Origin of the sequence: Vibrio ezurae NBRC 102218 (genome assembly GCF_000467185.1) — a bacterium.
Lineage (GTDB): Bacteria > Pseudomonadota > Gammaproteobacteria > Enterobacterales > Vibrionaceae > Vibrio > Vibrio ezurae.
Genome location: NZ_BATM01000017.1, coordinates 38,793 through 60,684 on the forward strand (window position 1 = coordinate 38,793; position 21,892 = coordinate 60,684).

General features: G+C 43.3%; 23 protein-coding genes. 6 read left to right on the forward strand and 17 right to left on the reverse strand.

What is annotated here, in order from left to right:
- Window positions 1–20: 20 nt before the first annotated feature.
- The gene (locus VEZ01S_RS06730; protein WP_021713262.1) at window positions 21–905 is read right to left on the reverse strand and encodes a mechanosensitive ion channel family protein; all 885 of its coding nucleotides are present in this window, start codon (window positions 903–905) and stop codon (window positions 21–23) included.
- Window position 906: 1 nt separating this feature from the next.
- A complete protein-coding gene (locus VEZ01S_RS06735) occupies window positions 907–3,258 on the reverse strand; it encodes a hypothetical protein (RefSeq protein WP_021713263.1) in 2,352 nt (783 codons plus the stop codon).
- Between the two features lie 193 nt (window positions 3,259–3,451).
- On the opposite strand from VEZ01S_RS06735, the gene cobB reads away from it, so the two are divergent.
- On the forward strand, window positions 3,452–4,162 hold the full coding sequence (cobB, locus tag VEZ01S_RS06740) for a Sir2 family NAD+-dependent deacetylase (protein WP_021713264.1): 711 nt from the start codon (window positions 3,452–3,454) through the stop codon (window positions 4,160–4,162).
- Between the two features lies 1 nt (window position 4,163).
- On the opposite strand, the gene VEZ01S_RS16725 is transcribed toward cobB, so the two are convergent.
- Window positions 4,164–4,394 carry a hypothetical protein gene (locus VEZ01S_RS16725; protein ID WP_156896008.1) on the reverse strand — a complete coding sequence of 77 codons (231 nt, stop codon included), beginning with the start codon at window positions 4,392–4,394 and terminating at the stop codon, window positions 4,164–4,166.
- A gap of 124 nt (window positions 4,395–4,518) precedes the next feature.
- Here VEZ01S_RS16725 and VEZ01S_RS06745 point away from each other — a divergent pair, with 124 nt between their 5' ends.
- Both VEZ01S_RS06745 and VEZ01S_RS06750 read left to right on the forward strand, forming a co-directional pair.
- On the forward strand, window positions 4,519–5,370 hold the full coding sequence (locus VEZ01S_RS06745) for a DUF2189 domain-containing protein (protein ID WP_021713265.1): 852 nt from the start codon (window positions 4,519–4,521) through the stop codon (window positions 5,368–5,370).
- Complete coding sequence (locus VEZ01S_RS06750) at window positions 5,363–6,040, forward strand: DUF2987 domain-containing protein (RefSeq protein ID WP_235868493.1); 678 nt, start codon at window positions 5,363–5,365, stop codon at window positions 6,038–6,040. The genes VEZ01S_RS06745 and VEZ01S_RS06750 overlap by 8 nt, the downstream gene beginning before the upstream one ends.
- Window positions 6,041–6,208: 168 nt before the next feature.
- On the opposite strand, the gene ttcA is transcribed toward VEZ01S_RS06750, so the two are convergent.
- From ttcA to ccoN, 13 genes are all read right to left on the reverse strand, one after another.
- Window positions 6,209–7,135 carry a tRNA 2-thiocytidine(32) synthetase TtcA gene (ttcA, locus tag VEZ01S_RS06755; protein WP_021713267.1) on the reverse strand — a complete coding sequence of 309 codons (927 nt, stop codon included), beginning with the start codon at window positions 7,133–7,135 and terminating at the stop codon, window positions 6,209–6,211.
- Window positions 7,136–7,275: 140 nt separating this feature from the next.
- Window positions 7,276–7,971, reverse strand: a complete 696-nt coding sequence (locus VEZ01S_RS06760; protein WP_021713268.1) for an IS3 family transposase — start codon at window positions 7,969–7,971, stop codon at window positions 7,276–7,278.
- Window positions 7,972–8,115: 144 nt separating this feature from the next.
- Window positions 8,116–8,625, reverse strand: a complete 510-nt coding sequence (locus VEZ01S_RS06765; protein WP_021713269.1) for a helix-turn-helix domain-containing protein — start codon at window positions 8,623–8,625, stop codon at window positions 8,116–8,118.
- Between the two features lie 90 nt (window positions 8,626–8,715).
- On the reverse strand, window positions 8,716–9,663 hold the full coding sequence (uspE, locus tag VEZ01S_RS06770; protein ID WP_021713270.1) for a universal stress protein UspE: 948 nt from the start codon (window positions 9,661–9,663) through the stop codon (window positions 8,716–8,718).
- Between the two features lie 173 nt (window positions 9,664–9,836).
- Window positions 9,837–10,589 carry a fumarate/nitrate reduction transcriptional regulator Fnr gene (gene fnr, locus VEZ01S_RS06775; RefSeq protein ID WP_021713271.1) on the reverse strand — a complete coding sequence of 251 codons (753 nt, stop codon included), beginning with the start codon at window positions 10,587–10,589 and terminating at the stop codon, window positions 9,837–9,839.
- Window positions 10,590–10,701: 112 nt separating this feature from the next.
- The gene (locus tag VEZ01S_RS06780; RefSeq protein WP_021713272.1) at window positions 10,702–11,358 is read right to left on the reverse strand and encodes a sulfite exporter TauE/SafE family protein; all 657 of its coding nucleotides are present in this window, start codon (window positions 11,356–11,358) and stop codon (window positions 10,702–10,704) included.
- Complete coding sequence (gene ccoS, locus VEZ01S_RS06785) at window positions 11,358–11,528, reverse strand: cbb3-type cytochrome oxidase assembly protein CcoS (protein WP_021713273.1); 171 nt, start codon at window positions 11,526–11,528, stop codon at window positions 11,358–11,360. The genes VEZ01S_RS06780 and ccoS overlap by 1 nt, the downstream gene beginning before the upstream one ends.
- A complete protein-coding gene (locus VEZ01S_RS06790; RefSeq protein ID WP_040890368.1) occupies window positions 11,449–13,890 on the reverse strand; it encodes a heavy metal translocating P-type ATPase in 2,442 nt (813 codons plus the stop codon). The genes ccoS and VEZ01S_RS06790 overlap by 80 nt, the downstream gene beginning before the upstream one ends.
- A gap of 5 nt (window positions 13,891–13,895) precedes the next feature.
- Window positions 13,896–14,375 (reverse strand): FixH family protein, encoded by a 480-nt coding sequence (locus tag VEZ01S_RS06795; RefSeq protein ID WP_021713275.1) that lies wholly within the window; start codon window positions 14,373–14,375, stop codon window positions 13,896–13,898.
- An 81-nt stretch (window positions 14,376–14,456) separates the two neighbouring features.
- A complete protein-coding gene (ccoP, locus tag VEZ01S_RS06800) occupies window positions 14,457–15,437 on the reverse strand; it encodes a cytochrome-c oxidase, cbb3-type subunit III (protein ID WP_021713276.1) in 981 nt (326 codons plus the stop codon).
- The gene (locus tag VEZ01S_RS06805; protein WP_021713277.1) at window positions 15,437–15,610 is read right to left on the reverse strand and encodes a cbb3-type cytochrome oxidase subunit 3; all 174 of its coding nucleotides are present in this window, start codon (window positions 15,608–15,610) and stop codon (window positions 15,437–15,439) included. The genes ccoP and VEZ01S_RS06805 overlap by 1 nt, the downstream gene beginning before the upstream one ends.
- Window positions 15,611–15,619: 9 nt before the next feature.
- Window positions 15,620–16,240: a cytochrome-c oxidase, cbb3-type subunit II gene (ccoO, locus tag VEZ01S_RS06810; protein ID WP_021713278.1), complete on the reverse strand. Its 621-nt coding sequence runs from the start codon at window positions 16,238–16,240 to the stop codon at window positions 15,620–15,622.
- 11 nt (window positions 16,241–16,251) lie between these two features.
- Window positions 16,252–17,682: a cytochrome-c oxidase, cbb3-type subunit I gene (gene ccoN, locus VEZ01S_RS06815; protein ID WP_021713279.1), complete on the reverse strand. Its 1,431-nt coding sequence runs from the start codon at window positions 17,680–17,682 to the stop codon at window positions 16,252–16,254.
- A gap of 254 nt (window positions 17,683–17,936) precedes the next feature.
- Here ccoN and VEZ01S_RS06820 point away from each other — a divergent pair, with 254 nt between their 5' ends.
- Entirely contained in the window at window positions 17,937–18,305 is a 369-nt protein-coding gene (locus tag VEZ01S_RS06820; RefSeq protein WP_021713280.1) for a hypothetical protein, read from the forward strand.
- A gap of 11 nt (window positions 18,306–18,316) precedes the next feature.
- Here VEZ01S_RS06820 and VEZ01S_RS06825 read toward each other — a convergent pair whose 3' ends face one another.
- Complete coding sequence (locus VEZ01S_RS06825) at window positions 18,317–19,504, reverse strand: MFS transporter (RefSeq protein ID WP_021713281.1); 1,188 nt, start codon at window positions 19,502–19,504, stop codon at window positions 18,317–18,319.
- A gap of 173 nt (window positions 19,505–19,677) precedes the next feature.
- Here VEZ01S_RS06825 and VEZ01S_RS06830 point away from each other — a divergent pair, with 173 nt between their 5' ends.
- Window positions 19,678–20,634 (forward strand): hypothetical protein, encoded by a 957-nt coding sequence (locus VEZ01S_RS06830; RefSeq protein ID WP_021713282.1) that lies wholly within the window; start codon window positions 19,678–19,680, stop codon window positions 20,632–20,634.
- A gap of 421 nt (window positions 20,635–21,055) precedes the next feature.
- Window positions 21,056–21,574: a phosphoribosyltransferase gene (locus VEZ01S_RS06835; protein ID WP_021713283.1), complete on the forward strand. Its 519-nt coding sequence runs from the start codon at window positions 21,056–21,058 to the stop codon at window positions 21,572–21,574.
- Window positions 21,575–21,892 lie beyond the last annotated feature (318 nt).

Sequence of the window (21,892 nt, forward strand, 5' to 3'; positions counted from 1 at the left end):
GACGCTTGTTTGTACAAGGGCTAAATAGTTTGGGTATTTACGGCAATTCTTGGTGGAGTAATGCCGTTTTTCTTAAATTCTTTCATCACTCGCAAGGTGATGTCGGTTTCAAACAGTTTCTCATATCCTGTATCAACAACATAGGCTTTGCAGGTTAATTGTATCGCCAAGTAGTTATCTGTGATGGTTTGCTTTACCAATACCACAACCGGTTTAGGTAAATGGATGTATCGACTGGAAGAGGCCGCTTCTTGAATTAAGTTCCGTGCCAAGTCAATGTCTTGATCCATGCCCACATAGAAAGGAATGACCACTTGCATATCTAACGCGCCATAGTTGCCACTGACGGTCACTTCATTAAGAAATTTGTTGTTAGGTATGGTGATGATGTCATCGGTCAAGGTACGCATACGCACAGAGCGCAAACCAATGGTAATAATGTCACCATAATTCCCTTCAAAGGTGACACGGTCACCAACTTGGAATGGGCGGTCAATCATAACCGTTAATCCAGCAATGAAGGACGCGGCAAGATCTTTCAATGCAAAGCCGACGGATACCGCTAGCGTACCCCCGATGAGCGCGAGGATATGATCGTTGATTCTAAAACTGATCATAAATACGACGATACCGGCGGTAATATAGATAAAGAACTGCAAAAACGATTGTGCTTTTTGCAAGATCATTCGGTATTGAACAAACTGTGTGCTTACGCTAGCAACAATCGAGTCGATAAACCGAAGCAGCAGCCATGTACAAGCAATGATCAGCACGGAGAATAAGACGCCACCCCAGCGAACTAGGCTGGCGAAATCTTGAATAGCGGCCACATCAGGCACTTCTTCTATCGCAAAACAGTGGCTACTGAATGAAAGGCTGAGCAGAATAAAAAGTAGTCTTATCATGTTATTTTACCAAAAGATGTTGACGATGAAGGACATTGGTAATGTGACGATACCAGTGATCGGAAACTTTGGCTTTATCATCGTTCCAATCGATATAGCCACGACTTTGGAAGTAACGAAGCGTACCCAGTACTTCAGCATGACTTAGCTGTGTACACTCAGACAGTGCTTCTTGACTCGCCACTTCTAACTGTACGATAGAGCGCAATACCGCCAACATAGGTTTGGGCATTTTTTCAAGCTCTTCTGACTCAGGTGCTCGGAATAAACGCACCACCACAGCATCATTGGTTTTATTGCGACGCAATGACAGCCTAAAGAATCGAAGTGCAACGGTAGGGTTACCATCAGCGTAATGCCACAGGATACGATAGAAGCCATTACGTGCTCGGTCTTCTTCGCTGATATTGTCATGATCCCATTGTTTAGGCACGACTAAGCCTTCAAATGAGACTTTGTAGTGTTCATCCTCGGACTGGTTGATGCGAGAAGCGAGTAATTCAGCCACTTGAGCTTCGCTCCATTTTGGCAAAAATGTCACCCAATCAAATAATAAACGCTCACCGCGAGCTCTATCCACAAAGCGCCAGCTGGCTTTTTCAATCGCTAAAATCGCGCGGTGATTTTTCTTTGAACGGCGAAGTAGATTGGTAAATTTTAGTAGTCCACTTAATCCACCCACCATAGGTTTTACTAGTCTTTGACCGTTATCAAGTGCGATAAGATAGCTTTCGTTGCTTTTTCGTAGGTGATTCAATATTTGAATCTCACCGGCATCGCGGTTTAATCCTAACTGCTCAGCAAATTCTTGAATGAGTTCGATATAGCCCGCATAAGGGCAGTTTAAATAAATAGGTGTGGCGTTTTTTACCTTAAACAGCATCTGTTTTAGGAAAGTAGTGGTGCCCACACCGCGCTCTCCGGAGATCACGCATACCGCTGGGTTGTTGGATAACACGTAGCGTGATATTTCTTTAAACTCATCTGAGGCATAGTTAATGAGCGTACTGTCTTCATGCCCAGGGGTAATGTATTTAAAGGTTTCATCACCTTTTACGCGCACAAAATTTTGTGACTGAAGTTCGTTTTCATTTTGTTTTGCCACTTCAATTTTAAATAGGTAAGCCAGCCCCTGACTAAAAAAGGTGTAAGTGGACAGCTTAGAGACAAAAATGGATTGGCATGTGGTGGTAATTATCCACGCGATACCAATGGTAGTGGCAAGAATATTGAGTAAAAATGTATTTTCGTTTTTTTCAGCCCAAACTACCCACAAAGGTTTATCGGATGCTTTGTTGATCCGGCGAAATACAATCGGGCGCCATTTGCGTAATATCTTTAAGGTAATGAGCACAAACCAAAAGAAGACGAGGCTTGATATCCAGTAGTAAATGGTGCCTTTACCAACCATGCGTTGCGATATTTGTAATATGACGCCAACAAAAATGAAGCTCCATACATACCAGCGAATGGTCGATAGTCGAAGACGGGTGATCTCTTTACTGGATGCGCGACTGTTTCGGTAGGCAAATTCCAAGATAAAACTGATCGCAATTGAACCGCCTAAGATCCACCAAGTGAAAATCTCCAGAACAATCAGCTGACTCAGACTCGGTATGGTAGAGAGCACACGTAATGAAAGGGTAATGGCAATTAACACTGCAATTGCGCGATGCGCACGACTGATGTACCAAATGAGTCGGATCCATAGCGGTGGACGAGTGCTACTTTCCAACTGAACTTTCTTAAAGCTTTCAATAAAACGTTTGCTGTTCGCAAGCCACCACGTTAAAGCGAAGTAGATGAACAACACTTTTATGATGGCCCAGATTAAGGGTACAGGGGAGATGAAAATGTCTTTGATGAGTGATTTAAAGCTGCGAATTTGCAGATGAATGAGAAATTCACCATTAAGTCGGGTGACATACCACTCTTGTTTAAATTGAATCACCCCTGAAGGACCAAAACCAGTAACCAGATCTTGGGTGGAGTGTGTCGAGAGTTTGATTAAGTCTTCTTTACTTTTACCTAGACTGCGCAATGTCAACCAAGTGCGTTCCGCTGCCTTCCAGTGTTGGTCGGTGTCATCATTGCTGTAGGTTTTGATTTGATTGGCAAACTGATCAGCATGAGTTCGCTGCTCGTTGATCACCGCTTCCATGAGTTGGTTGACTTTTTCTTTGTCCCCATGGCTCATGAATAAAGGATCAGGAAGTTTGTTCACTTCCGCGGCAATTTTGACAGCCACCTCGTCAATTTGAGGTTCATCAGCCAGTTTATATTCCCATTTTGCTTGAGCGCTAAAAGAAAGCAACATCAGTAAAATAGGAAGGAAGAAGAATTTTGCTCGCATGGTTCTCACTTGTTCGTTTAATTCCAAGCAAAGTTTAGTGCAGAGAAAGGCTTTAACGAAACTTTTTTAGATAAAACATCAAATTAGATGCAATCTATTTCGGTAGAAGTTGAGAACTGTGTCTCTTTATTAACGCCATGTATGGATGTTAATCTTTATTTACATTCCATTAGCAACGTGACAAGGATTCAGTATGGTATTTCCCTATAAGAATATAGTGATATTAACGGGGGCAGGGATTTCTGCTGAGTCTGGAATTCAAACATTTAGAACTCAAGACGGTTTGTGGGAAAATCACCGAATTGAAGACGTTGCTACGCCAGAGGGGTTCGACAGAGACCCTATACTGGTGCATTCCTTTTATAATGGTCGTAGACAGAAATTATTATCGTCTGACATAAAGCCTAATGCTGCTCACATTGCGCTAGGAAAGCTAGAGCAGGAGCTTGAAGGTTCGGTGACAGTCGTGACACAGAATATTGACAATCTGCATGAGCGTGGAGGGTCGAGTCAGATTATTCATATGCACGGTGAATTATTGAAAGTCCGTTGCAGTGGTTCAGGGCAGGTAATTGAGCAAGATAGTGATTTGAATGATGGAGATCTTTGTCATTGCTGCCAGATCCCACAACAAATGCGTCCGCATATAGTTTGGTTTGGTGAGATGCCATTGCAAATGGATAAAATCTATACCGCGATTGAGCAGGCCGATTTGTTTGTTTCCATTGGTACTTCTGGTGTTGTTTATCCGGCCGCAGGTTTTGTTCATGACGCAAAGCTGCACGGGGCTCATACCATAGAAATTAACCTTGAACCGAGCGCAGTACAAAGTGAGTTTGATGAAAAGCGCTATGGTCTTGCCAGCGTCGAAGTGCCTAAGTTGGTTGAAGAGCTATTGGGCTAAGTTATCTGAACTGACAGACAGACAGTGGTGTGTATGAGAGTGGTGCTGTGTATGGGCTTAGCTTGCTATTGGTGACGTTGTCACGATAATGTTCGTTATCACGGTAGTGGTGTACGCAGGCCTTCATTGAAGATTGCTTATTTTCAGGAGGTTTTTGACGGAATAGTGTTCGCAGAATGGGCTTATACCAATCGTTCTTAATAACGAAACATTCTCGTTTGCTATCGAGCATTTTTCCTGCGCTATTTCTGATCACTTACTTAGTGTGATTGGTATTAGGGCTATGCTGTAGTGGCTATTTACAGGTATACTTGCGCCAGAATATTTTCTTTTAAAGGCAAGGACCTAAAGATTAAATGAGCAATCCGACAGAGAAAAACTTTAACCTTGGTGGCAGCATTGAAAAGGCATTGTCCGGAGATTTTGAACTAAAGCCTGTCAGTGTGATTACTGAGGCATGGCAATTAACCATGCGTAACTTTCTGGCATTTTCTCCAGCCGTGATTCTATTGATTGCGATCCAAGCCATTGTATTTATTATTGCTTTAAAGCTTCAGATTGGAGACGTTTCTTTAGTTTTAAAGATGTTTCAAAGTCCTGAGTCATTAGACCCTTCTATTTTCCAATCAATTTTTGTGGCCAATTTCAGCTTTGAGGTTGTCGCTGCGCCTATTTATGCCGGTGTTGCGCTGATGGCGATGAGCCATGCTGCGGGCTTATCGACCCAAACCCGACACATCACAAAAGGGTTGGCATTTATGATGCCGGTGATTTTGGTCACCATGATTAACTTATTGCTGCAAGCTGTGGCTGGAGCATTGGTGCCTTTTATTTCAATTTATCTGTCGCTGGCCTTTAGTAATGCGGTTTTATTGGTGTGTGAAAAACGATTGAGCCCAATTCAAGCCATGTGGACATCACTGCGTGCGGTGAATAAGCGTATTTTTTCCATTGCGGTGATTTATCTCGTCACTATGTTGGCGTTTTTTGCCGGTATGATGATGTACGGACTTGGCCTAGTGGTTGCGGTGCCGTTTTTCTTCCATGCCAAAGGAATTATTTATCGTAATATGTTTGGCATTCGTTTGCAGGTCGTGGCTAATACAGCAGATACTCAAGCTGAGTCAACTGAGCATGAGCGTGATGATTCAGACAACACGCCGCCAACACCAGGGCCTTCTGGTGGCTCAAGTACGTTTGATGCATAAGGGTAACGACTCAATGAAATGGCGTTTGTTTACGGCAGCCTTGTTGATTGCCGGATTATCTAACTCAGCGTATGCCCAAGAGTACATGTTTACTTATAGTAAACTTTATTCTCCGTTAAAACATAATCTTAAGCAGCTTGATAGTGATGTCAAAGTGGGGCTGTTTTTTACCAATTTTGCAACCAAGCAACCGTGCAGTATCGAAAAGGCATGGATGGAGAAAGAGCAACATCATGAAGATTTACGCATCAGTGAAAACGGTGAAGTGAATGTTCCTGTTGATGATAATTTAAGAAGCGCTAATCCATTGGTGTATATTCATACGCCGGCGAACGCTCGTTGTGATTACTCTTTGGTGGTGTTGACCAAAAAACCGTTTTTTGGAAACATTGACCATAGCCAGTTAGAAGTGACAGCAACCGAGATGCAAAATCTGTTAGGCGATCTTGGCGGCATGTTTTCGAGTTGGTTCGCGCCAGATATTGAAGGGGTAACATTAGAGTTTATCCCAGGCGTATCAACTGAGATCCTATTGTCAAATGGGAAAGTGATCCCGGTGTCAGAGCAGGGTAAAGCAATATTGAAACTGTCAGATTTACGTGACGGTGTCACTGCTGATATTCCGGTTAAAACTCAAAGGGTTATGCCATATATTAAACAACAGGCATGACAGGTTACTGCTGATCATTTCTGTTGTAACCACTATTGATAGTCACTGAGTGATCGTGTGATTTATGCCAATTAAAAGAGCAGAACAATCAAAGATTGTTCTGCTCTTTTTTGTATTGTAAAGCCTGATATCGCGACTTGCGATTACATTCTTATTTGTGAAATGCTATTAAACGTTAGTGACATCTAGCTGTAGCTTTGGATCAAACTCTACCGCTTCAATTTCGTCGGACACTACCGGCAGTTCTTCTTTATCAAACCCAATATCACCGCCGTTAATAACGCCTGAGTCTTTATCGATAGATTTAAAGTCAAATAAGTTAAAGTCAGCAAGATGGCTTGGCACAACATTTTGCAGTGCGCGGTACATAGTTTCAATGCGACCAGGGAATTGTTTATCCCATGCATTAAGCATTTGTTTGACATTCTGGCGCTGCAAGTTTGGCTGAGAGCCACATAAGTTGCACGGAATGATAGGGTAATCGCGCATGTTGGCAAACTTAATGATGTCTTTTTCTCGACAATAAGCCAGCGGACGAATCACAACATGTTCACCATTGTCAGACACTAGCTTTGGTGGCATCGCTTTCATTTTGCCACCGTGAAACATATTCAAGAATAAAGTTTCGATAATATCGTCTCGATGATGGCCAAGTGCAATTTTTGTTGCACCTAGCTCTTTAGCAGTGCGATACAAAATACCGCGACGTAATCGAGAACATAGAGAGCAGGTCGTTTTGCCTTCTGGGATCTTGTCTTGAACAATCGAATAGGTATCTTCTTCGACAATCTTGTATTCAATGCCTAAGTTTTCTAGGTATTCAGGAAGAATATGATCAGGAAAGCCCGGTTGTTTCTGATCCAAGTTAACAGCAATAAGAGAAAAGTCGATAGGCGCGCTTTTCTTCAAGCTCATAAGAATTTCAAGCATAGTAAAGCTGTCTTTACCACCAGATAGACACACCATAATACGGTCGCCTTCTTCAATCATATTGAAATCTCTGATGGCATTGCCTGTATCGCGACGGAGGCGTTTTTGCAACTTGTTGAAGTTGTACTGTTGTGCTTTGGTACGTTCTTGAACTTGTTCGCTCATTTGACTATCCGAATTCTTACTGAAAAATAGAGAACGTATGATACGGATATCTGTAGTAGTTTCCAGTGAAAATTATGAGTATGAAGAGTTGTTGCTAAAAAGCGGTGTATGAAGTGACCCCTTAAAGTTGGACATTTCTGTTAAGCTGCTTTCAAGGCCTGATTTCGATACTCTATCGGAGTCAGGCCTTTTAATTTCACTTTAATTCGTTTGGTATTGTAGTATTCGATGTATTCGTCAATATGAGCTATCAGATCATCGGCATCTTCAAAGTACTGGTTGTGGTACATTTCTGTTTTCAACAAGGCAAAGAAGTTCTCTGCAACTGCATTATCTAGACAGTTTCCTTTCCGTGACATGCTCTGCGTTAAGCCACTTTCAGATAGTTTTTTCTGATATTTCTTATGCCTATATTGCCACCCTTGATCGCTATGAACGATTGGTTTAGCGTTTTCATCTAAAGTCGCAACCGCATCTGTCAACATGTCAGTTACCAGAGGTAGACGTACATTTTTTGCGACCTTATAAGCCACAACTTCCTGTGTGAACAGATCAACGATGGGGGATAGATAGACTTTCTGCTGTTTAACTTTAAACTCAGTGACATCCGTTACCCACTTCTCATCTGGCTTCGTCGCTTCAAAGTCTCGTTCAAGAACATTAGGGGCTACAGTCCCCACTTCTCCTTTGTAAGAGCTGTACCGTTTTGGTCTGACGGTAGACTTCAAGCCTAGTTGACCCATGAGCCGTTGAACCGTTTTGTGGTTAAGCATAACACCCTGTCTTCGCAGCTCTAAGTGAATACGACCGATACCCATACCTACCTTTATGCTCATGGTAAATTTGCCCTATTAGATCCTTTTCATCTTGATACTGTTCGGTGTCGTTATCTGCCTTAGCATGATAATAGAAAATACTTCTCGCTAATTTTAAGGCATGCAAGAGGTGTTTTAGTGGATAACGGCTTTTAAGAGCTAGAGCTACGTTCGCTTTTTCTTTGTTCGGCGATGCTTTTCCTGCTCCAGCTCCTCTAACTTTTTTAGAACAGCATTCTCGGCTCGTAAGTAGGCTAATTCCTCTTTTAGCTCCTCTAGCGTCTTTTCATCATCACTTTTTTGTTTGATAAAAGGGTGCTTACTCATTGGTTGTCGTCCTCTGCTACGTTCAAGCCCCTGAATACCATATTGTTTGTACTGTTTAAGCCAAACGGAGAGTGTTCCAGGGGAGGAAAAATTTAATACCGCACTAGTGTGGTTAATAGACCAGCCATTCGTCCACATTTTTTTTAACGCATGCAACTTGGTTTGAGCATTTTTAGCACAATCATGAGGCTTAAACGAATCAGAACCATGAATCTCAAACACTTTTCCCCAGTAACGTATTATGGGTGGTGCAATAGAGTAGGTGTGAGAAAGATCGTAAGATGAACACTCACCCAGTAAAAATTGTTTAGCGACCGCACACTTGAATGCTCGGCTATATTTGGACATAAAAAGACCCCCAATAATCGGTGTCCAACTATTGGGGGTCAGTTCAGTTTCCACCGCTTTTTTTTGCTCAAATAACGCTGAGTTTGAACGTTAGCTTTGGTTTGGATCAAGAGGGCTGATATAACCACTAGGTTTAAGTGCTAACACATCGCAGTTGATCTCATCGATAATGTTTTCTGCAGTATTACCAAGAAAAACAGCGGAAAGTCCGGTTCTTCCTGAGGTGCCGACCACCACAAGCCCGGCTTTAAGCTCTTTAACAGCTTTAGGTATAACATCTTGTGGCAATCCTTGTTCAACAATGGTTTGTTCTTCGGGGATCGCATACTGTTGGCGAAGTGCTTTCATGCTTGTTAAGTGGTGACCACGTACTGAGTCGGTATAAATAGTCGGGTCAAACTCTGGTAATTCTACCGTGATGTTAGGCGGCGTCATTGGGTAGGAGTTCACCAAATGCAGCGTAGCACCTAAACGAGAGGTGATATCCATACCTTGTTCAACCATTCTATGGTTGAGTTCAAGGTGAGCTTCTACTTCTGAACCGACGTGTACGGAAACCACGACGTGTCCGTTTTCAGGCCAGTCGTGATTTTTGACTAATAAGACTGGGCACGGACATTTTCTGAGTAAGTGCCAATCGGTCGGTGTGAATAATACCGATTCGATAAGATCGTGTTGACGAGTGGTTTTGACCACTAATTCATAGTCTTTGGCGAAGACTTCGCTGATGATCGCTTCATAAGGTCGATTATGCCATACCACTTTAATGTCGAGCTCTACGTGTTGATCATCACGATAAGGTTTGGCGATCTCCTTCATCCATTGTTCGCGTTGATGGATAACACCAGCACGCATTGCATTACGCTCGTCGGGAGAGAGCATGGATGTCATTTCATAAGAAAAATCATAGATAACAAGAAAGAAGGTAATTTTACTTGGCGATTTACTTTTCTTTCCAATTTGCATCGCTCTAGCCAAGGCTGGCTGTTGCTCTGTATCGATATTCGCAACAACCAAGATGTTGTTGTATATACTCATAGACCACCCACTTTATTTTGTTAGCGATTACACTCACTATATCTTTATCGTGAATATACTTGTGAGAGTGTGATCTAAGATTAGCTGAAAAGTAGGGGATTTTTAGGTAGATACGCGAAATAGTTGAGGAATTTGAAGTGACTCAAGTTTGAGCCACCTTCTAGACATATGATTTAGTCGCGACAAGCACCGGCCAGTTTTGCTAATGCGTCATGATCATTGATCGTAATGTATTTGCCTTTCACGGCTAAAATATCCGCCTTTTGGAAGCGGCCTAATAAACGACTGATGGTTTCAACCGTTAGCCCTAGATAATTACCGATATCACCACGGGTCATGGTTAAACGAAACTCTCGTGGGCTAAAGCCGCGTTTCGAGAAACGTTCTGATAAATTATACAAAAATGCCGCTAGACGCTCTTCTGCATTCTTTTTTGAAAGCAGCAAGATCATGTCCTGGTCGCCTTTAATTTCACTGCTCATTAGGCGCATGATTTGTTGGCGAAGCTTTGGCATTTTTCCGGATAAATCGTCTAGTATCTCGTAGGGGATTTCACACACCATCGAGGTTTCTAGAGCCTGAGCAAAGCTTGGGTGAGATTGTGTGTTTATGGCATCAAAGCCCACTAAATCACCAGCCAAGTGGAAGGCTGTTATTTGTTCGTCACCTTGCTCCGTAATCGTATAACTCTTGATGGTTCCAGAGCGGATAGCGTATAGGGATTTCAATTCATCGCCGGCTTTAAATAGCTCTTGGCTTTTTTGAATCGGCTTTTTACGCTCAATGATCTGATCAAGCTGGTCTAGCTCGCTATCATTAAGTGTAAAAGGTATGCAAAGTTGTGAAATGCTACAGTCTTGGCAATGGATCGCACAACCGCCGGACTGTATGCGTTTTGTTACTTGTTTTTCAGTATTAATAATCATACTTTTTAGACATACATAAAATTGATATACGTCAATATATTAGCACTTTAACCCCTAAATGGGTAGTAGTATAATTGTTAACTGTCCACGCGTGATCGCAAATTTCAGCTTTTTATATAAGGATGTATAGGGAATAAACAGCATAAACAATCATTAAGCTACCTATAACACGCCGAGTAATAGGTAATCGCACTATTGTAGAAAAGCGACTTGAGCTAGTGCCAACGAATAGCATCGCAGGCAGAGTACCTAAACCGAAACAGCCCATAATCAACATGCCGTGAGTCGCACTGCTCGAGACCGCTGCCCAACTCAGCATTGAATAGACCATACCACAAGGTATCCAGCCCCATAAAATGCCGACCGGATAGGCATACCATACTGACCGAAGTGGAAGCATGTTACTTGCCACAGGAGCGATGAATTTCCATATCGCTTGCCCGAGTTTTTCTATTCTAAGCAGTCCATTCCACCACTGTGCCAAATATAGGCCAAGCAGTAAAATCATCACAGCAGCCACCCCACGTAATGCCGTTAACAGGTATGTAGAGTCAAATAGACTCAAACTGTTGGCCACAGTGCCACCAATTAAGGCGCCAATGATAAGGTAGGACGATAGACGCCCAAGGTTGTATAGCAGCGTGATGCGAAAGGATTGGTGACGTCCGTTTAACGCAACGGCGCTGGCGATGCCACCGCACATTCCCATACAGTGCCCAGCGCCGGCTAATCCAATAAAAAATGCGCCCATCCAATCAATCGTTAGCATTAGTGATCTTTCTTGTTGTGCTTAGGGGCGTCATCTTCTTCAAACAGGATAGTGTGCCCTTGACGATCCAGATCTTCAAACTGCTCGGTTTTAACGGCCCAAAGAAACACGGCGACTGCGATGGCCACCAGAATGATTGCTATGGGGATAAGTATGTAAAGGCTTTCCATTTTTATTTAGTAATCTCAGTGAGTTAGTGACTACGATGATGGAGCTAGCGGACATGCCCACCACAGCGATATAAGGTGCGACTAAACCACAAACAGCCAGTGGTAAAATCAATAAGTTGTATCCTAAGGACCAGGCCAAGTTCTCTCTTATTATCTTGCGAGTTTTAATGGCAAGAAAGCGAGCCTCTATGATCTTATCGAGTTTATCTCCCAACAGTACCATATCGGCAGAAGATTTTGCGACATCAGTACCACCGCCCATCGCTACTGATAAGTGCGCGCCAGCTAGAGTCGGTGCATCATTGATTCCATCTCCGACCATGAGCGTCACGTCTTTATCTGATAGTCCATGTAAATAGGAGAGCTTACCTTCCGGGTTTACGCCAGACACTAGGGTCTCGATACCGAGTTCTTTCGCCACTGGCGTGGCATTAATTTCATTGTCGCCCGTCAGCAGTGTGGTTTTAATCCCCAGTTGTTTTAACGATTCAATGAAGCGTTGACTGCTTTCTCGTATTGGGTCGCTATAGGTAAATGTGGCGACGACTTGCTCTTCGACTGACAGGTAAATCGTATGTGCTTGATTCGGCATGTGACGGTTGCCCGCAAAGGCGTAGCTGCCAATTTTACAGTGCTGTCCGTCGAGAATACCGGTCAGTCCTAATCCAATATGATTCTCTACCGCATCAACTTGGACGTCATTATTTAAGTATGGACGAAACGCAGCTGCTATGGGGTGGTTGGCGTGTGCCTCAAGGGAGGCGGCAATAGAAAGCACCTGCGATGTCGACCAGTTGCCAAAGGTTTGAGTATGAGCAAGGGATACTTTCCCTTCGGTTAATGTGCCAGTTTTATCCACGATGACATGATTGATTTTACAGAGCGTCTCAATAGCATGAGATTTACGCAATAAAATCCCGAGATCGCCCATACGCGAAGTGGAGCAGGTGATAGCGGTAGGCGTTGCCAAAGACAGAGCACAAGGGCAGGTGGCAACCAATACTGCCAGCATGATCCAAAATGCATCTTCGGGCTGATGGTGTTGCCAGTATAGGTAAGTACATGCCGAGATAATTAAGATAACCGCGACAAAATAGCGTGCAACAATGTCAGCAATTTCAGCAATTTTCGGCTTGGTGGCTTGTGCCTCATCTTGCAAGCGCACAATGCTGGCGATCATGCTTTCCTGCTTGCGACAAGAGACTTCAAGCGTAAAGGTTTGCTCACCGTTGATGGTGCCCGCATACACAGTTTCAGTTGGGTTTTTCTTTATATGTAATGATTCACCGGTCAGCATAGACTCGTCCACATAGACGGCTTTATCTAGCACGTAACCGTCTGCTGGCACATGCTCGCCGGCCAATACTCGCACGCGATCGCCTATGTTAAGGGTCTTAACCGGGATCTGGGTGCCGTCTTCAAGGGTTGCCATCGCCGGAACCAGTTTCAGAAGGTTAGCGCTGGCTGCTGCCGCTTTTCGACGAGCGCGCATTTCTAAGAAGCGTCCCAGTAACAAGAAGAAGGTAAACATGGATATGGATTCAAAGAACACCTCGCCGCTTTGAGTAAAAGTGGCGACGAGACTGGCGATATACGCAAAAATAAGCGCAATAGAGACCGGAACGTCCATTCCCAAAGTGCGCGCTTTTAAGCTTCGCCATGCGTTGGTATAAAAAGGCAGCGCGGAATATAGCAACACGGGAGTGGCAAAAATAAGGCTGACAATCCGAAAATAGTGCTTAAACTCCGGCTCCAAATTACCAAAGACTTCTAAATAAAGCGCTACAGCGAGCATCATGACCTGCATCGTCGCCAGTCCGGCAATCCCGAGTTTATATAAGTATTGCTTCATAGCTCGGTAGTAGCTTTCTTCTTGTTTATCAGCCTCAAAAGGCGCTGCTTTATAGCCCAGTTTATGAATGCTATTGAGGAGATCGCTCAGTTTAGTTTCGGTGTTATCCCACGCCAGCAGTGCTCTGTGTGTTGCGGTATTGACGCGAATTCGGACCACGCCTTGGTGGTTGTTCATTTGTCTTTCAATCAACCATGCACAGGCGGCACACGACACGCCGTCGAGTGACAGGGTCACCTCTGATACGTTGTCTTGATTACGTACAAATTCAGATTGTACTTGTTCATTGTCGTAGTGAATGAGTGATTGTAGCTGTTCAGGCACTAAATCGACCCGTTCTGCTTTTTCTGTACGGTATTGATAGTAAGAGCTTAAACCGCTATCGACAATGGTTTGAGCGACAGATTCACACCCAGGACAACACATGGCTCTAGGTTCATCAAGAATGGTGACACAAAAGTCAGTATTGTCAGCGATTGGCTCACCGCAGTGATAACACGAATTATCCATAGTCATTAGTTCATCAAAGGAGTTGGTGTGGTCGTTGGAAATGACATGCGGCCTTGCACCATCCACTGTTTGTCGTGCGGTTGCATCTCAATAAACCAAGGGCCTTGCAGTGGCGTATCTAAATGCACTTTATACGTGCCAGAGGGGTTAGCTGTCGCTAAGTAGTCAAAATCCCTATCGGCAAGCGTGCGGTGCGAAAATGTGATATTCAGTGCTGGGTAGTGGGCAAGTTCGCCTTTGTTTAATTCAATAACTATGTCTTGCGCGTCGGAATAGACCTTAGCTGAAATATTAAGATCCTGAGCCACACTCACTTTAGACAAGTCAACATTTATGCCTTTGCCTTTTTTATAGTAATCCTCAGAGACCAGAGAAACGGAATGTTGAGACAATATATACACTCTGAGTAAGGTACCAAAAATGGTAGTTAGAATGATGAGTAGAATGAACCAAGCCCAAAACTGCTTATACCAAGGCTTTACCATAAAAAAGTTCTCAAATTAGGAAATGAAAAGATGATTGTACTGAAATGTCAGCCCCTTTTTACAGGGGCTGCTATTAGGTTGTTACTCTTTTTCTGTATTGCTTAGGCTCCATACGTATGCCGAGACAAGTTGTACTTTTTCTTTACCCAGAATGTCTTTCCAAGCCGGCATAACGCCAATACGACCATGTGCAACGGTTTCAGTTACCGCCGCGCGCGAATCGCCATATAACCAAGTGTTGTCGGTTAAATCAGGGGCGCCAAGTGCAGGGTTACCTTTACCGTCCGTACCATGACATGCTGCGCAGACCACAAAGCGAGATTTACCTGCGGCGGCTTCACGTGCATTCACTTTACGCCCTGAAAGAGACAGGGTATAACTGACCACTTCTTCCACGCCTTCAGCGCCAAGAACATCAATCCATGCTGGCATTTCGCCAATACGACCGTCCATAACCGTAGCCACAATGGCGTCAGGCTCGCCGCCATAAAGCCATGCCGTGTCCGTTAGGTTAGGGAAGCCCAATTGACCACGAGCATCGGAACCATGACATTGTGAACAGTTTTGCAAAAATAGACGCTGACCCACTTTGATAGACTCTTCATTGCCGGCGATGTCGACAATGGCACGTAGCCCTTGTCCGTCATCCGTCATTGCCATCTTTCTGAATGCTTCACCAAAGTGCGCATCGGCGTCATCAAGCTCTTTTGCGTATTGATCTAACTGCTTGTTTGCTTGAGCACGAGCAATCGATGCTTTCGACTCCTCGATGCTTGTGACGGTTTGATCCGAACTTTGCCAGCCAAGTAAACCCTTAAAGTTACCCAGCCCAGGGTACAGAGCAAGATAGACTACAGAAAAGATGAAAGTAGCAATAAATAGGTAAGTCCACCATTTCGGTAAGTCGTTATTAAGCTCGCGAATACCATCGTATTCGTGGCCCATATCCTCACCGCTAGGTACACCCATCTTGTCTTTTACACACCAATATAGGATAAAGGCTACGCCTACCAAGGTTCCGATAGTGATGATGATTATCCAAAGACTCCAAAACGTACTCATTATTTAGTCTCTCCTTTTGGGTCCGCCTCAGGGCGTTGCTCGTCTGCAAATATCATGTTTGCATCTTCTTCAAAGCGAGCTTTTCGGTTCTTGCCAAAGGCCCACCACACGACGCCAGCAAAGCTGACAAATAGCACAATGGTCCATATGGTATGAATCATACTGATATCCATAGTTACCCCTTATTTCATCGCGTGACCAAGAGACTGCAAGTAGGCGATCAGAGCATCCATCTCTGTTTTACCTGCGACATCTTGTTGCGCTGATTGAACTTGCTCGTCGGTGTAGGGTACGCCAAATTGATTTTTAAAGATTTCGAGTTTCTTCTGTGTCAATTTGCCATCAAGTACGTTCTCTTCCAGCCATGGGAAACCAGGCATGTTTGACTCAGGCACCAACTCTCTTGGGTTGATTAAGTGCACGCGGTGCCATTCATCAGAATAACGTCCACCAACACGGGCTAAGTCAGGACCAGTACGTTTTGAACCCCAAAGGAAAGGGTGTTCCCAAACACTTTCACCGGCAACGGAGTAGTGGCCGTATCGTTCGGTTTCTGAGCGGAAAGGTCGGATCATTTGGCTATGACAAACGCTACAGCCTTCACGGATATAAATATCGCGTCCTTCCATTTCCAACGCAGAGTACACACGAAGATTCTTCACCGGCTCTGTGGTTTGTTTTTGAAAAATTAACGGGGTAATTTCTACTAAAGCTCCCAAACTGATTGCAAACACAATCAAAATGGCCATTAACCCGACGTTTTTCTCAACTAACTCATGACGATTTTTTGAATTGTTAGCCATATCATCATCTCCTATTGTGCAGGTTGAGGAATAGCTTTCAGGCTATTCTTTGGAGCGTTGATGGTCTTGTAGGTGTTGTATGCCATTAAGAACATACCCGACAAGAAGATGGCACCACCGATGAAGCGCACCGTGTAATATGGGTAAGAGGCTTGTACCGATTCAACAAAGCTGTACGTCAATGTACCGTCCGCGTTCACGCTGCGCCACATCAGGCCTTGCATTACACCTGAAATCCACATGGCTACGATGTACAGCACGGTACCCACAGTCGCTAACCAGAAGTGCACATTGATGAGGCCTACAGAATACATGCGTTCTTGACCAAATAGTTTTGGCACTAAGTGATATACCGAACCAATAGAAACCATTGCCACCCAACCTAAAGCACCAGAGTGTACGTGTCCTATCGTCCAGTCAGTATAGTGTGAGAGGGCGTTAACGGTTTTAATTGCCATCATAGGGCCTTCGAAGGTCGACATACCATAGAAAGACAACGAGACAATTAAGAATCGTAAAATAGGGTCGTAGCGCAATTTATGCCATGCGCCAGATAACGTCATAATACCGTTGATCATGCCACCCCAAGATGGAGCGAATAGCACCAATGACATCACCATGCCAAGAGATTGGGTCCAATCCGGAAGCGCGGTGTAATGTAGGTGGTGTGGTCCTGCCCAGATGTACAGAGAAACCAATGCCCAAAAGTGAACGATAGAAAGACGGTATGAATAAACGGGACGTTCAGCTTGTTTAGGGACGAAATAGTACATCATGCCAAGGAAACCGGCAGTCAATAGGAAGCCAACAGCGTTGTGCCCATACCACCATTGCACCATGGCATCCACTGCGCCAGAGTAAATAGAGTAGGACTTCATCGCTGACACTGGAACCGCCAAACTATTAACAATGTGCAGCACTGCAACGGTTAGGATAAAGGCTCCAAAGAACCAGTTGGCAACGTAAATATGCGATGTTTTACGCTTGATGAGCGTTCCAAAGAATACCACAGCGTAAGCTACCCAAACGATAGTGATCGCGATATCGATTGGCCACTCAAGCTCTGCATATTCTTTACCTGAGGTAAACCCAAGAGGTAATGAAATAGCCGCAGCTAAAATGATCGCCTGCCATCCCCAAAAGGTGAACGCCACCAAAGGGCCACCAAATAGACGTGTTTGACAGGTACGTTGCACCACATAGTAAGATGTGGCAAATAGGGCGCTTGTTCCAAACGCAAAAATAACGGCGTTTGTATGAAGCGGTCGTAGACGGGAGTAGGTTAACCACGGCGTATCAAAGTTAAGCTGTGGCCAAACCAACTGAGCGGCAATCAAAACACCTACACCCATGCCGACAATACCCCAAAGAATGGTAACTAGGGTAAATTGACGAACTACGGTGTAGTTGTAGTTTTGTTCAAGCTGCTTATCTTGGCTCATTTGCATGCTTCCAATTATTAATAACTACACTTTTCCAACACAACGTCAACAAGTTGACGCACGACAAATGTCACCAAAATCAAAGGCAAATGAGTTAAAATCACTCTAATTCCTAAAATCCATTTTAAAGATGACATTAATAACCAGAATTATACGGATTTAACATTTGAATGACAGGTGTTCAACGTTAGGTATGATTAGAGTTTTACGATTTAATGTGAAAAGTTTGAAGTTTGTAACAAAGGAGTGCTTTTATGGCGGTAGAAAAATTAACCAAAGGGCGGTTAATTCAAATTATTGTGACTTTTTCGGTGCTTATCATCGCATTTACTTGGCGAACATTTAATCATGATTCATCACTGAAACTAAGTGATTTAACATGTGGTATACAAAATGTTTGCTGGATATCGCTAAATAATAACGAATATCAGTTAGGTTTAGACGTAAAATTGAAAAAATTTAGAGTGCTAGCCGTGGAAAATAGAGAAAATGACACGGTGATTGAATTTAATGGCGAACATTATCAAATATCTGAGTTTATTGCGGTAGAAAACGCGAATAGCTTCTCTTTTATCATTAAAAATGGGCAGCAAAGTATTCGCGTTAATGTTAACAAAGCGTAATGTTAAACACCTTAATTCACTTTAGTCTCTCTGCAACTTAGTGTACCAAAATAGACGCATCCACATCCCATCAGTGCCACGAGCCACAAGGAAAAGCTCCAGTTCCCGTTCGCTTGATAAAGGAAGCCTAATAGCGGTGGCCCTAAAGTTGCAATTCCGTATCCTATGCTTTGTGACATAGCTGATAGTGCAGCTGCTTGAGGTGCATTGTGTGTTCTTAGACCAATAAAGGATAAACCAATGACAAAGGTTGCGCAGTTTGAAAAGCCAAACATCAGTGTCCAAAGCACTGCCCACTGCGGAAAATAGAGTGTCCCTAGTGCCGCTACAACCACACCTGTCGAGGTCGCAATGTATAGCCAGCGGCTATTTTTGAAAAGGGTCAATAGAGGGATCAATACCAAGCCAGGTAACATGGTCGCGAACTGCAATAAACCATAGATATAACCCGATTGAGTTTCGCTCATACCGTGATCAATCAATATTTTAGGTAGCCATGCGGCAAAAGAATAGAACGTAAAAGAATTTAAGCCTAGAGCTAATGTCACTTGCCACGCGACAGGGCTACGCATGAGCTGAAGGATATTCACGCTTTGATGTGAGGTTGGCTTATTTTCATCTTGCGGCGAGAAAAGCCAAAAAATGAGCGCAATACTGACAAAAACCAAGTTAAAAAGTAACGCAAGTTGCCAACCTGACATAGATGACAGCAATTCAGATGAAAATGTCACATGGGACAGTGGCACCATCACTGTAGAAGATACCGCAGAGCCAATCCCCATAGTAAAGGTATATAAAGAGGTCACGACAGCAATGCGCGCAGGAAAACTGACTTTTACCGCAACGGGAAGTAGTACGTTACCAACGGCGATGCCTGCACCAATAAATACTGTACCCATATACAGCCCATATACGTCACCATAAGACCGTAAACAGACGCCTAAAAATATGCTTAGTAACGCCGTGCAAATGCTGTTTTTCAGTCCCAAATGTTTCAGTACCACGAGCGCAATAGGAGAGATAATGGCAAAGGACAGCAGTGGTAGCGAGGATAACATGCCTAAAATGGTCGAGCTTAAATGCAGCTGTGTCATTATTTGATCAAGCAATGGGGCAAGGCTGGTAAATGGGCCCCGCAGGTTACTTGCCAGTAATAAGATACCGATAAAAGCCAAAGTGTGTTTACGTGAAAGAGTCACTGTATTTCCTGAAAAAAGACTGAGCGGCGAGTATAAGCCTTTGATGAGTCCTTGTAGAGTCTTTCTCGGCGACGGGCTATTTATAACTATAGAGACGTTCTGCACACTTTACTGTGTGATGAAATGATAGTATCCAAGAATTGCTGTTTTTGTGTGTTTATAAAGGAAATCGCGTGTTGAAAAAAGTACTTACCTTAAATGCCATCCTAGTGTTGAGTGGTTGCGTGACGACTGCAGGTGTGACAGATGCTATACCCGCAACGACTGTACGCGGGGATACGATTATTAGTCAGACGCAACTGAAGGCTGATGGACCAGAAAAAGAAGATACCTACACATTGATTCGAGATGCCTTTGGCCCTCGAGCTATTGAAGCCCCTGATCTTTATGGCAATGCAAATCATCAAGGTGTGCGACATATTACTGAAGGCATGGATGAACGTGTTGGCAATTACTTTAAGTTTGTTATCCATAGAGATGACGATCATGACCGAGATGTGCTGTTAAAAAGTGATCGTCAACGTAATGAAATTAAGGTTTATGGAGGATCTAAATCCGCTTTAAAAGGCCATTTAGGTGATACCTTTGAATACCGTTGGAAGTTTAGATTGGGTGATAACCTTGCGGTCACCAAACATTTCACTCATATTTTTCAACTCAAAGCGGTTAAGGGGAAAAGCAGCGATGCAATAACCAGTTCGCCGATATTGACACTAACGGCCAATATACGTCACGGACACAGCGGTTTAGAAGTACGCCATGTGGGCTACAATGCCAATAAAACTGGAACAGTAAACAACACCTTATATCACACAGCAAAGCATGATATTGATTGGAAGAATGACATTCTAGGCCATTGGTTTGAAGTTTATGTACGAGCGAATTATTCAGAGTCCGGCAGCTTATACATGACAGTCACACCATTAGGTGAGTCAACACCTATGATTGAAGTGACCCAAAATAATATCGAGATGTGGCGATCAGGTAGCGATGGGAGTCGCTCTAACTTTGTAAGACCTAAATGGGGGATTTATCGTTCATTAAAGGCCATTGACCAGCTAAATAAAGAGGAAGATGAAGTTGATTTCGCTGATTTTGAAGTCACAAAAATCAGTCCTAAAAAACCGTAATAAAGATAGAGACCAAAGAGAATTCAGCTATTGTATGGCTGTTTTTTCTTTGGTCTCTAATGCACTATAACTAAATGTTGAATAGTGTGTAACTGGCTCTTCGCTATAAAAGTTAAGTGCTAAATACTTAGTATTCAATAGGTTAATAGATTTTAATTGAAAGGCGTGTAGGGCGGAGAATAGTAATCTTAGTTTATAAAATTGAACAACAGCAGCATGTTACTGCTAATGAGAAAGCACATTCATTATTGAGCGATATTCTATAATTTGTTCGAGTGCTCGGTGCTTTTTGAAAGTATTGAAATGATATGAGTAAAGCAAAGACATGCTACATAAGATTGGATGGCTTGGTGTATAGTTCAATCGAGCCAGCAGTAGTATGCTTGACGTGCGTTAGACGAATAAAAAGGAAGAACAAGTTATGAATTGTCCGCATATTGGTGAACTGGTGTTAAGTGAAACGCAAATACAACAAGGAGTGGCTCAGATTGCGGATGAGCTGAACGCTCTATTTACCCATGCTGTTGTGCTTACCGTTGTGCCAGGTGGGATATTTTTTACAGCCGATTTAGTGCGTAAGTTAAAGTTTGATATCAAAATGGATTATATTTCTTGTCCGCACACACCAGGAGATACTCAGAACCAGTCTGAGATTGTGTTTCATGAAAATATCTCACTACAACACCAAAACGTCATTATCGTTGACGATGCCATTGAATCTGGCGGCACAATGAAAAGATTAGTCAGCTACCTTCAACAAAATTATCAAATGCAATCGCTATCCATTGCGACATTGTTTGTTAAGCCAGGCCGCGTAGATATGGCAGTGCCAGAATATTATGCCTATGCGATGGACAGTGACGATTTACTGGTGGGTTATGGTTTGCCATGGGAAGACAAGTTTAGGAACGTGCCGTATCTTTCTAGATTAGTGAAGTGAGAACTCAGAGTTAAGGTAAATGGCACAAAGGGAATAAATGGAGTTAGCAAGAACAGGAAATGGATTCAGGCTAACATCAAATAGCTTCATTTAATTTGTCTCAGCATTGAGCAAGGCGTAAATCAAAAGCGGACTAATTACATTTAAAGTTTGGATAGCCATAGACATTGATGTTTGAATTGCCATAACAGATAACAGATAACAGATAACAGATAACAGATAACAGATAACAGAAAGGGTATGGATTTAGACAAAAGCTATTGGTGAGTGCGTCTCAATAAATCATATTTAACATAATATACATTATGCGCACTAAGG

What these genes read in the sequence shown, in the direction of transcription:
- uspE (WP_021713270.1), bottom strand. Translation starts at nt 9,663, where the DNA reads ATGAGTATATACAACAACATCTTGGTTGTTGCGAATATCGATACAGAG.
- VEZ01S_RS06780 (WP_021713272.1), bottom strand. Translation starts at nt 11,358, where the DNA reads ATGCTAACGATTGATTGGATGGGCGCATTTTTTATTGGATTAGCCGGC.
- VEZ01S_RS06760 (WP_021713268.1), bottom strand. Translation starts at nt 7,971, where the DNA reads ATGAGCATAAAGGTAGGTATGGGTATCGGTCGTATTCACTTAGAGCTG.
- VEZ01S_RS06820 (WP_021713280.1), top strand. Translation starts at nt 17,937, where the DNA reads ATGGCGGTAGAAAAATTAACCAAAGGGCGGTTAATTCAAATTATTGTG.
- VEZ01S_RS06730 (WP_021713262.1), bottom strand. Translation starts at nt 905, where the DNA reads ATGATAAGACTACTTTTTATTCTGCTCAGCCTTTCATTCAGTAGCCAC.
- VEZ01S_RS06765 (WP_021713269.1), bottom strand. Translation starts at nt 8,625, where the DNA reads ATGTCCAAATATAGCCGAGCATTCAAGTGTGCGGTCGCTAAACAATTT.
- ccoS (WP_021713273.1), bottom strand. Translation starts at nt 11,528, where the DNA reads ATGGAAAGCCTTTACATACTTATCCCCATAGCAATCATTCTGGTGGCC.
- VEZ01S_RS06745 (WP_021713265.1), top strand. Translation starts at nt 4,519, where the DNA reads ATGAGCAATCCGACAGAGAAAAACTTTAACCTTGGTGGCAGCATTGAA.
- VEZ01S_RS06795 (WP_021713275.1), bottom strand. Translation starts at nt 14,375, where the DNA reads ATGGTAAAGCCTTGGTATAAGCAGTTTTGGGCTTGGTTCATTCTACTC.
- VEZ01S_RS06750 (WP_235868493.1), top strand. Translation starts at nt 5,363, where the DNA reads ATGCATAAGGGTAACGACTCAATGAAATGGCGTTTGTTTACGGCAGCC.
- ccoN (WP_021713279.1), bottom strand. Translation starts at nt 17,682, where the DNA reads ATGAGCCAAGATAAGCAGCTTGAACAAAACTACAACTACACCGTAGTT.
- cobB (WP_021713264.1), top strand. Translation starts at nt 3,452, where the DNA reads ATGGTATTTCCCTATAAGAATATAGTGATATTAACGGGGGCAGGGATT.
- VEZ01S_RS06790 (WP_040890368.1), bottom strand. Translation starts at nt 13,890, where the DNA reads ATGGATAATTCGTGTTATCACTGCGGTGAGCCAATCGCTGACAATACT.
- VEZ01S_RS06835 (WP_021713283.1), top strand. Translation starts at nt 21,056, where the DNA reads ATGAATTGTCCGCATATTGGTGAACTGGTGTTAAGTGAAACGCAAATA.
- VEZ01S_RS06735 (WP_021713263.1), bottom strand. Translation starts at nt 3,258, where the DNA reads ATGCGAGCAAAATTCTTCTTCCTTCCTATTTTACTGATGTTGCTTTCT.
- ccoO (WP_021713278.1), bottom strand. Translation starts at nt 16,240, where the DNA reads ATGGCTAACAATTCAAAAAATCGTCATGAGTTAGTTGAGAAAAACGTC.
- ccoP (WP_021713276.1), bottom strand. Translation starts at nt 15,437, where the DNA reads ATGAGTACGTTTTGGAGTCTTTGGATAATCATCATCACTATCGGAACC.
- VEZ01S_RS06805 (WP_021713277.1), bottom strand. Translation starts at nt 15,610, where the DNA reads ATGGATATCAGTATGATTCATACCATATGGACCATTGTGCTATTTGTC.
- fnr (WP_021713271.1), bottom strand. Translation starts at nt 10,589, where the DNA reads ATGATTATTAATACTGAAAAACAAGTAACAAAACGCATACAGTCCGGC.
- ttcA (WP_021713267.1), bottom strand. Translation starts at nt 7,135, where the DNA reads ATGAGCGAACAAGTTCAAGAACGTACCAAAGCACAACAGTACAACTTC.
- VEZ01S_RS16725 (WP_156896008.1), bottom strand. Translation starts at nt 4,394, where the DNA reads ATGCTCGATAGCAAACGAGAATGTTTCGTTATTAAGAACGATTGGTAT.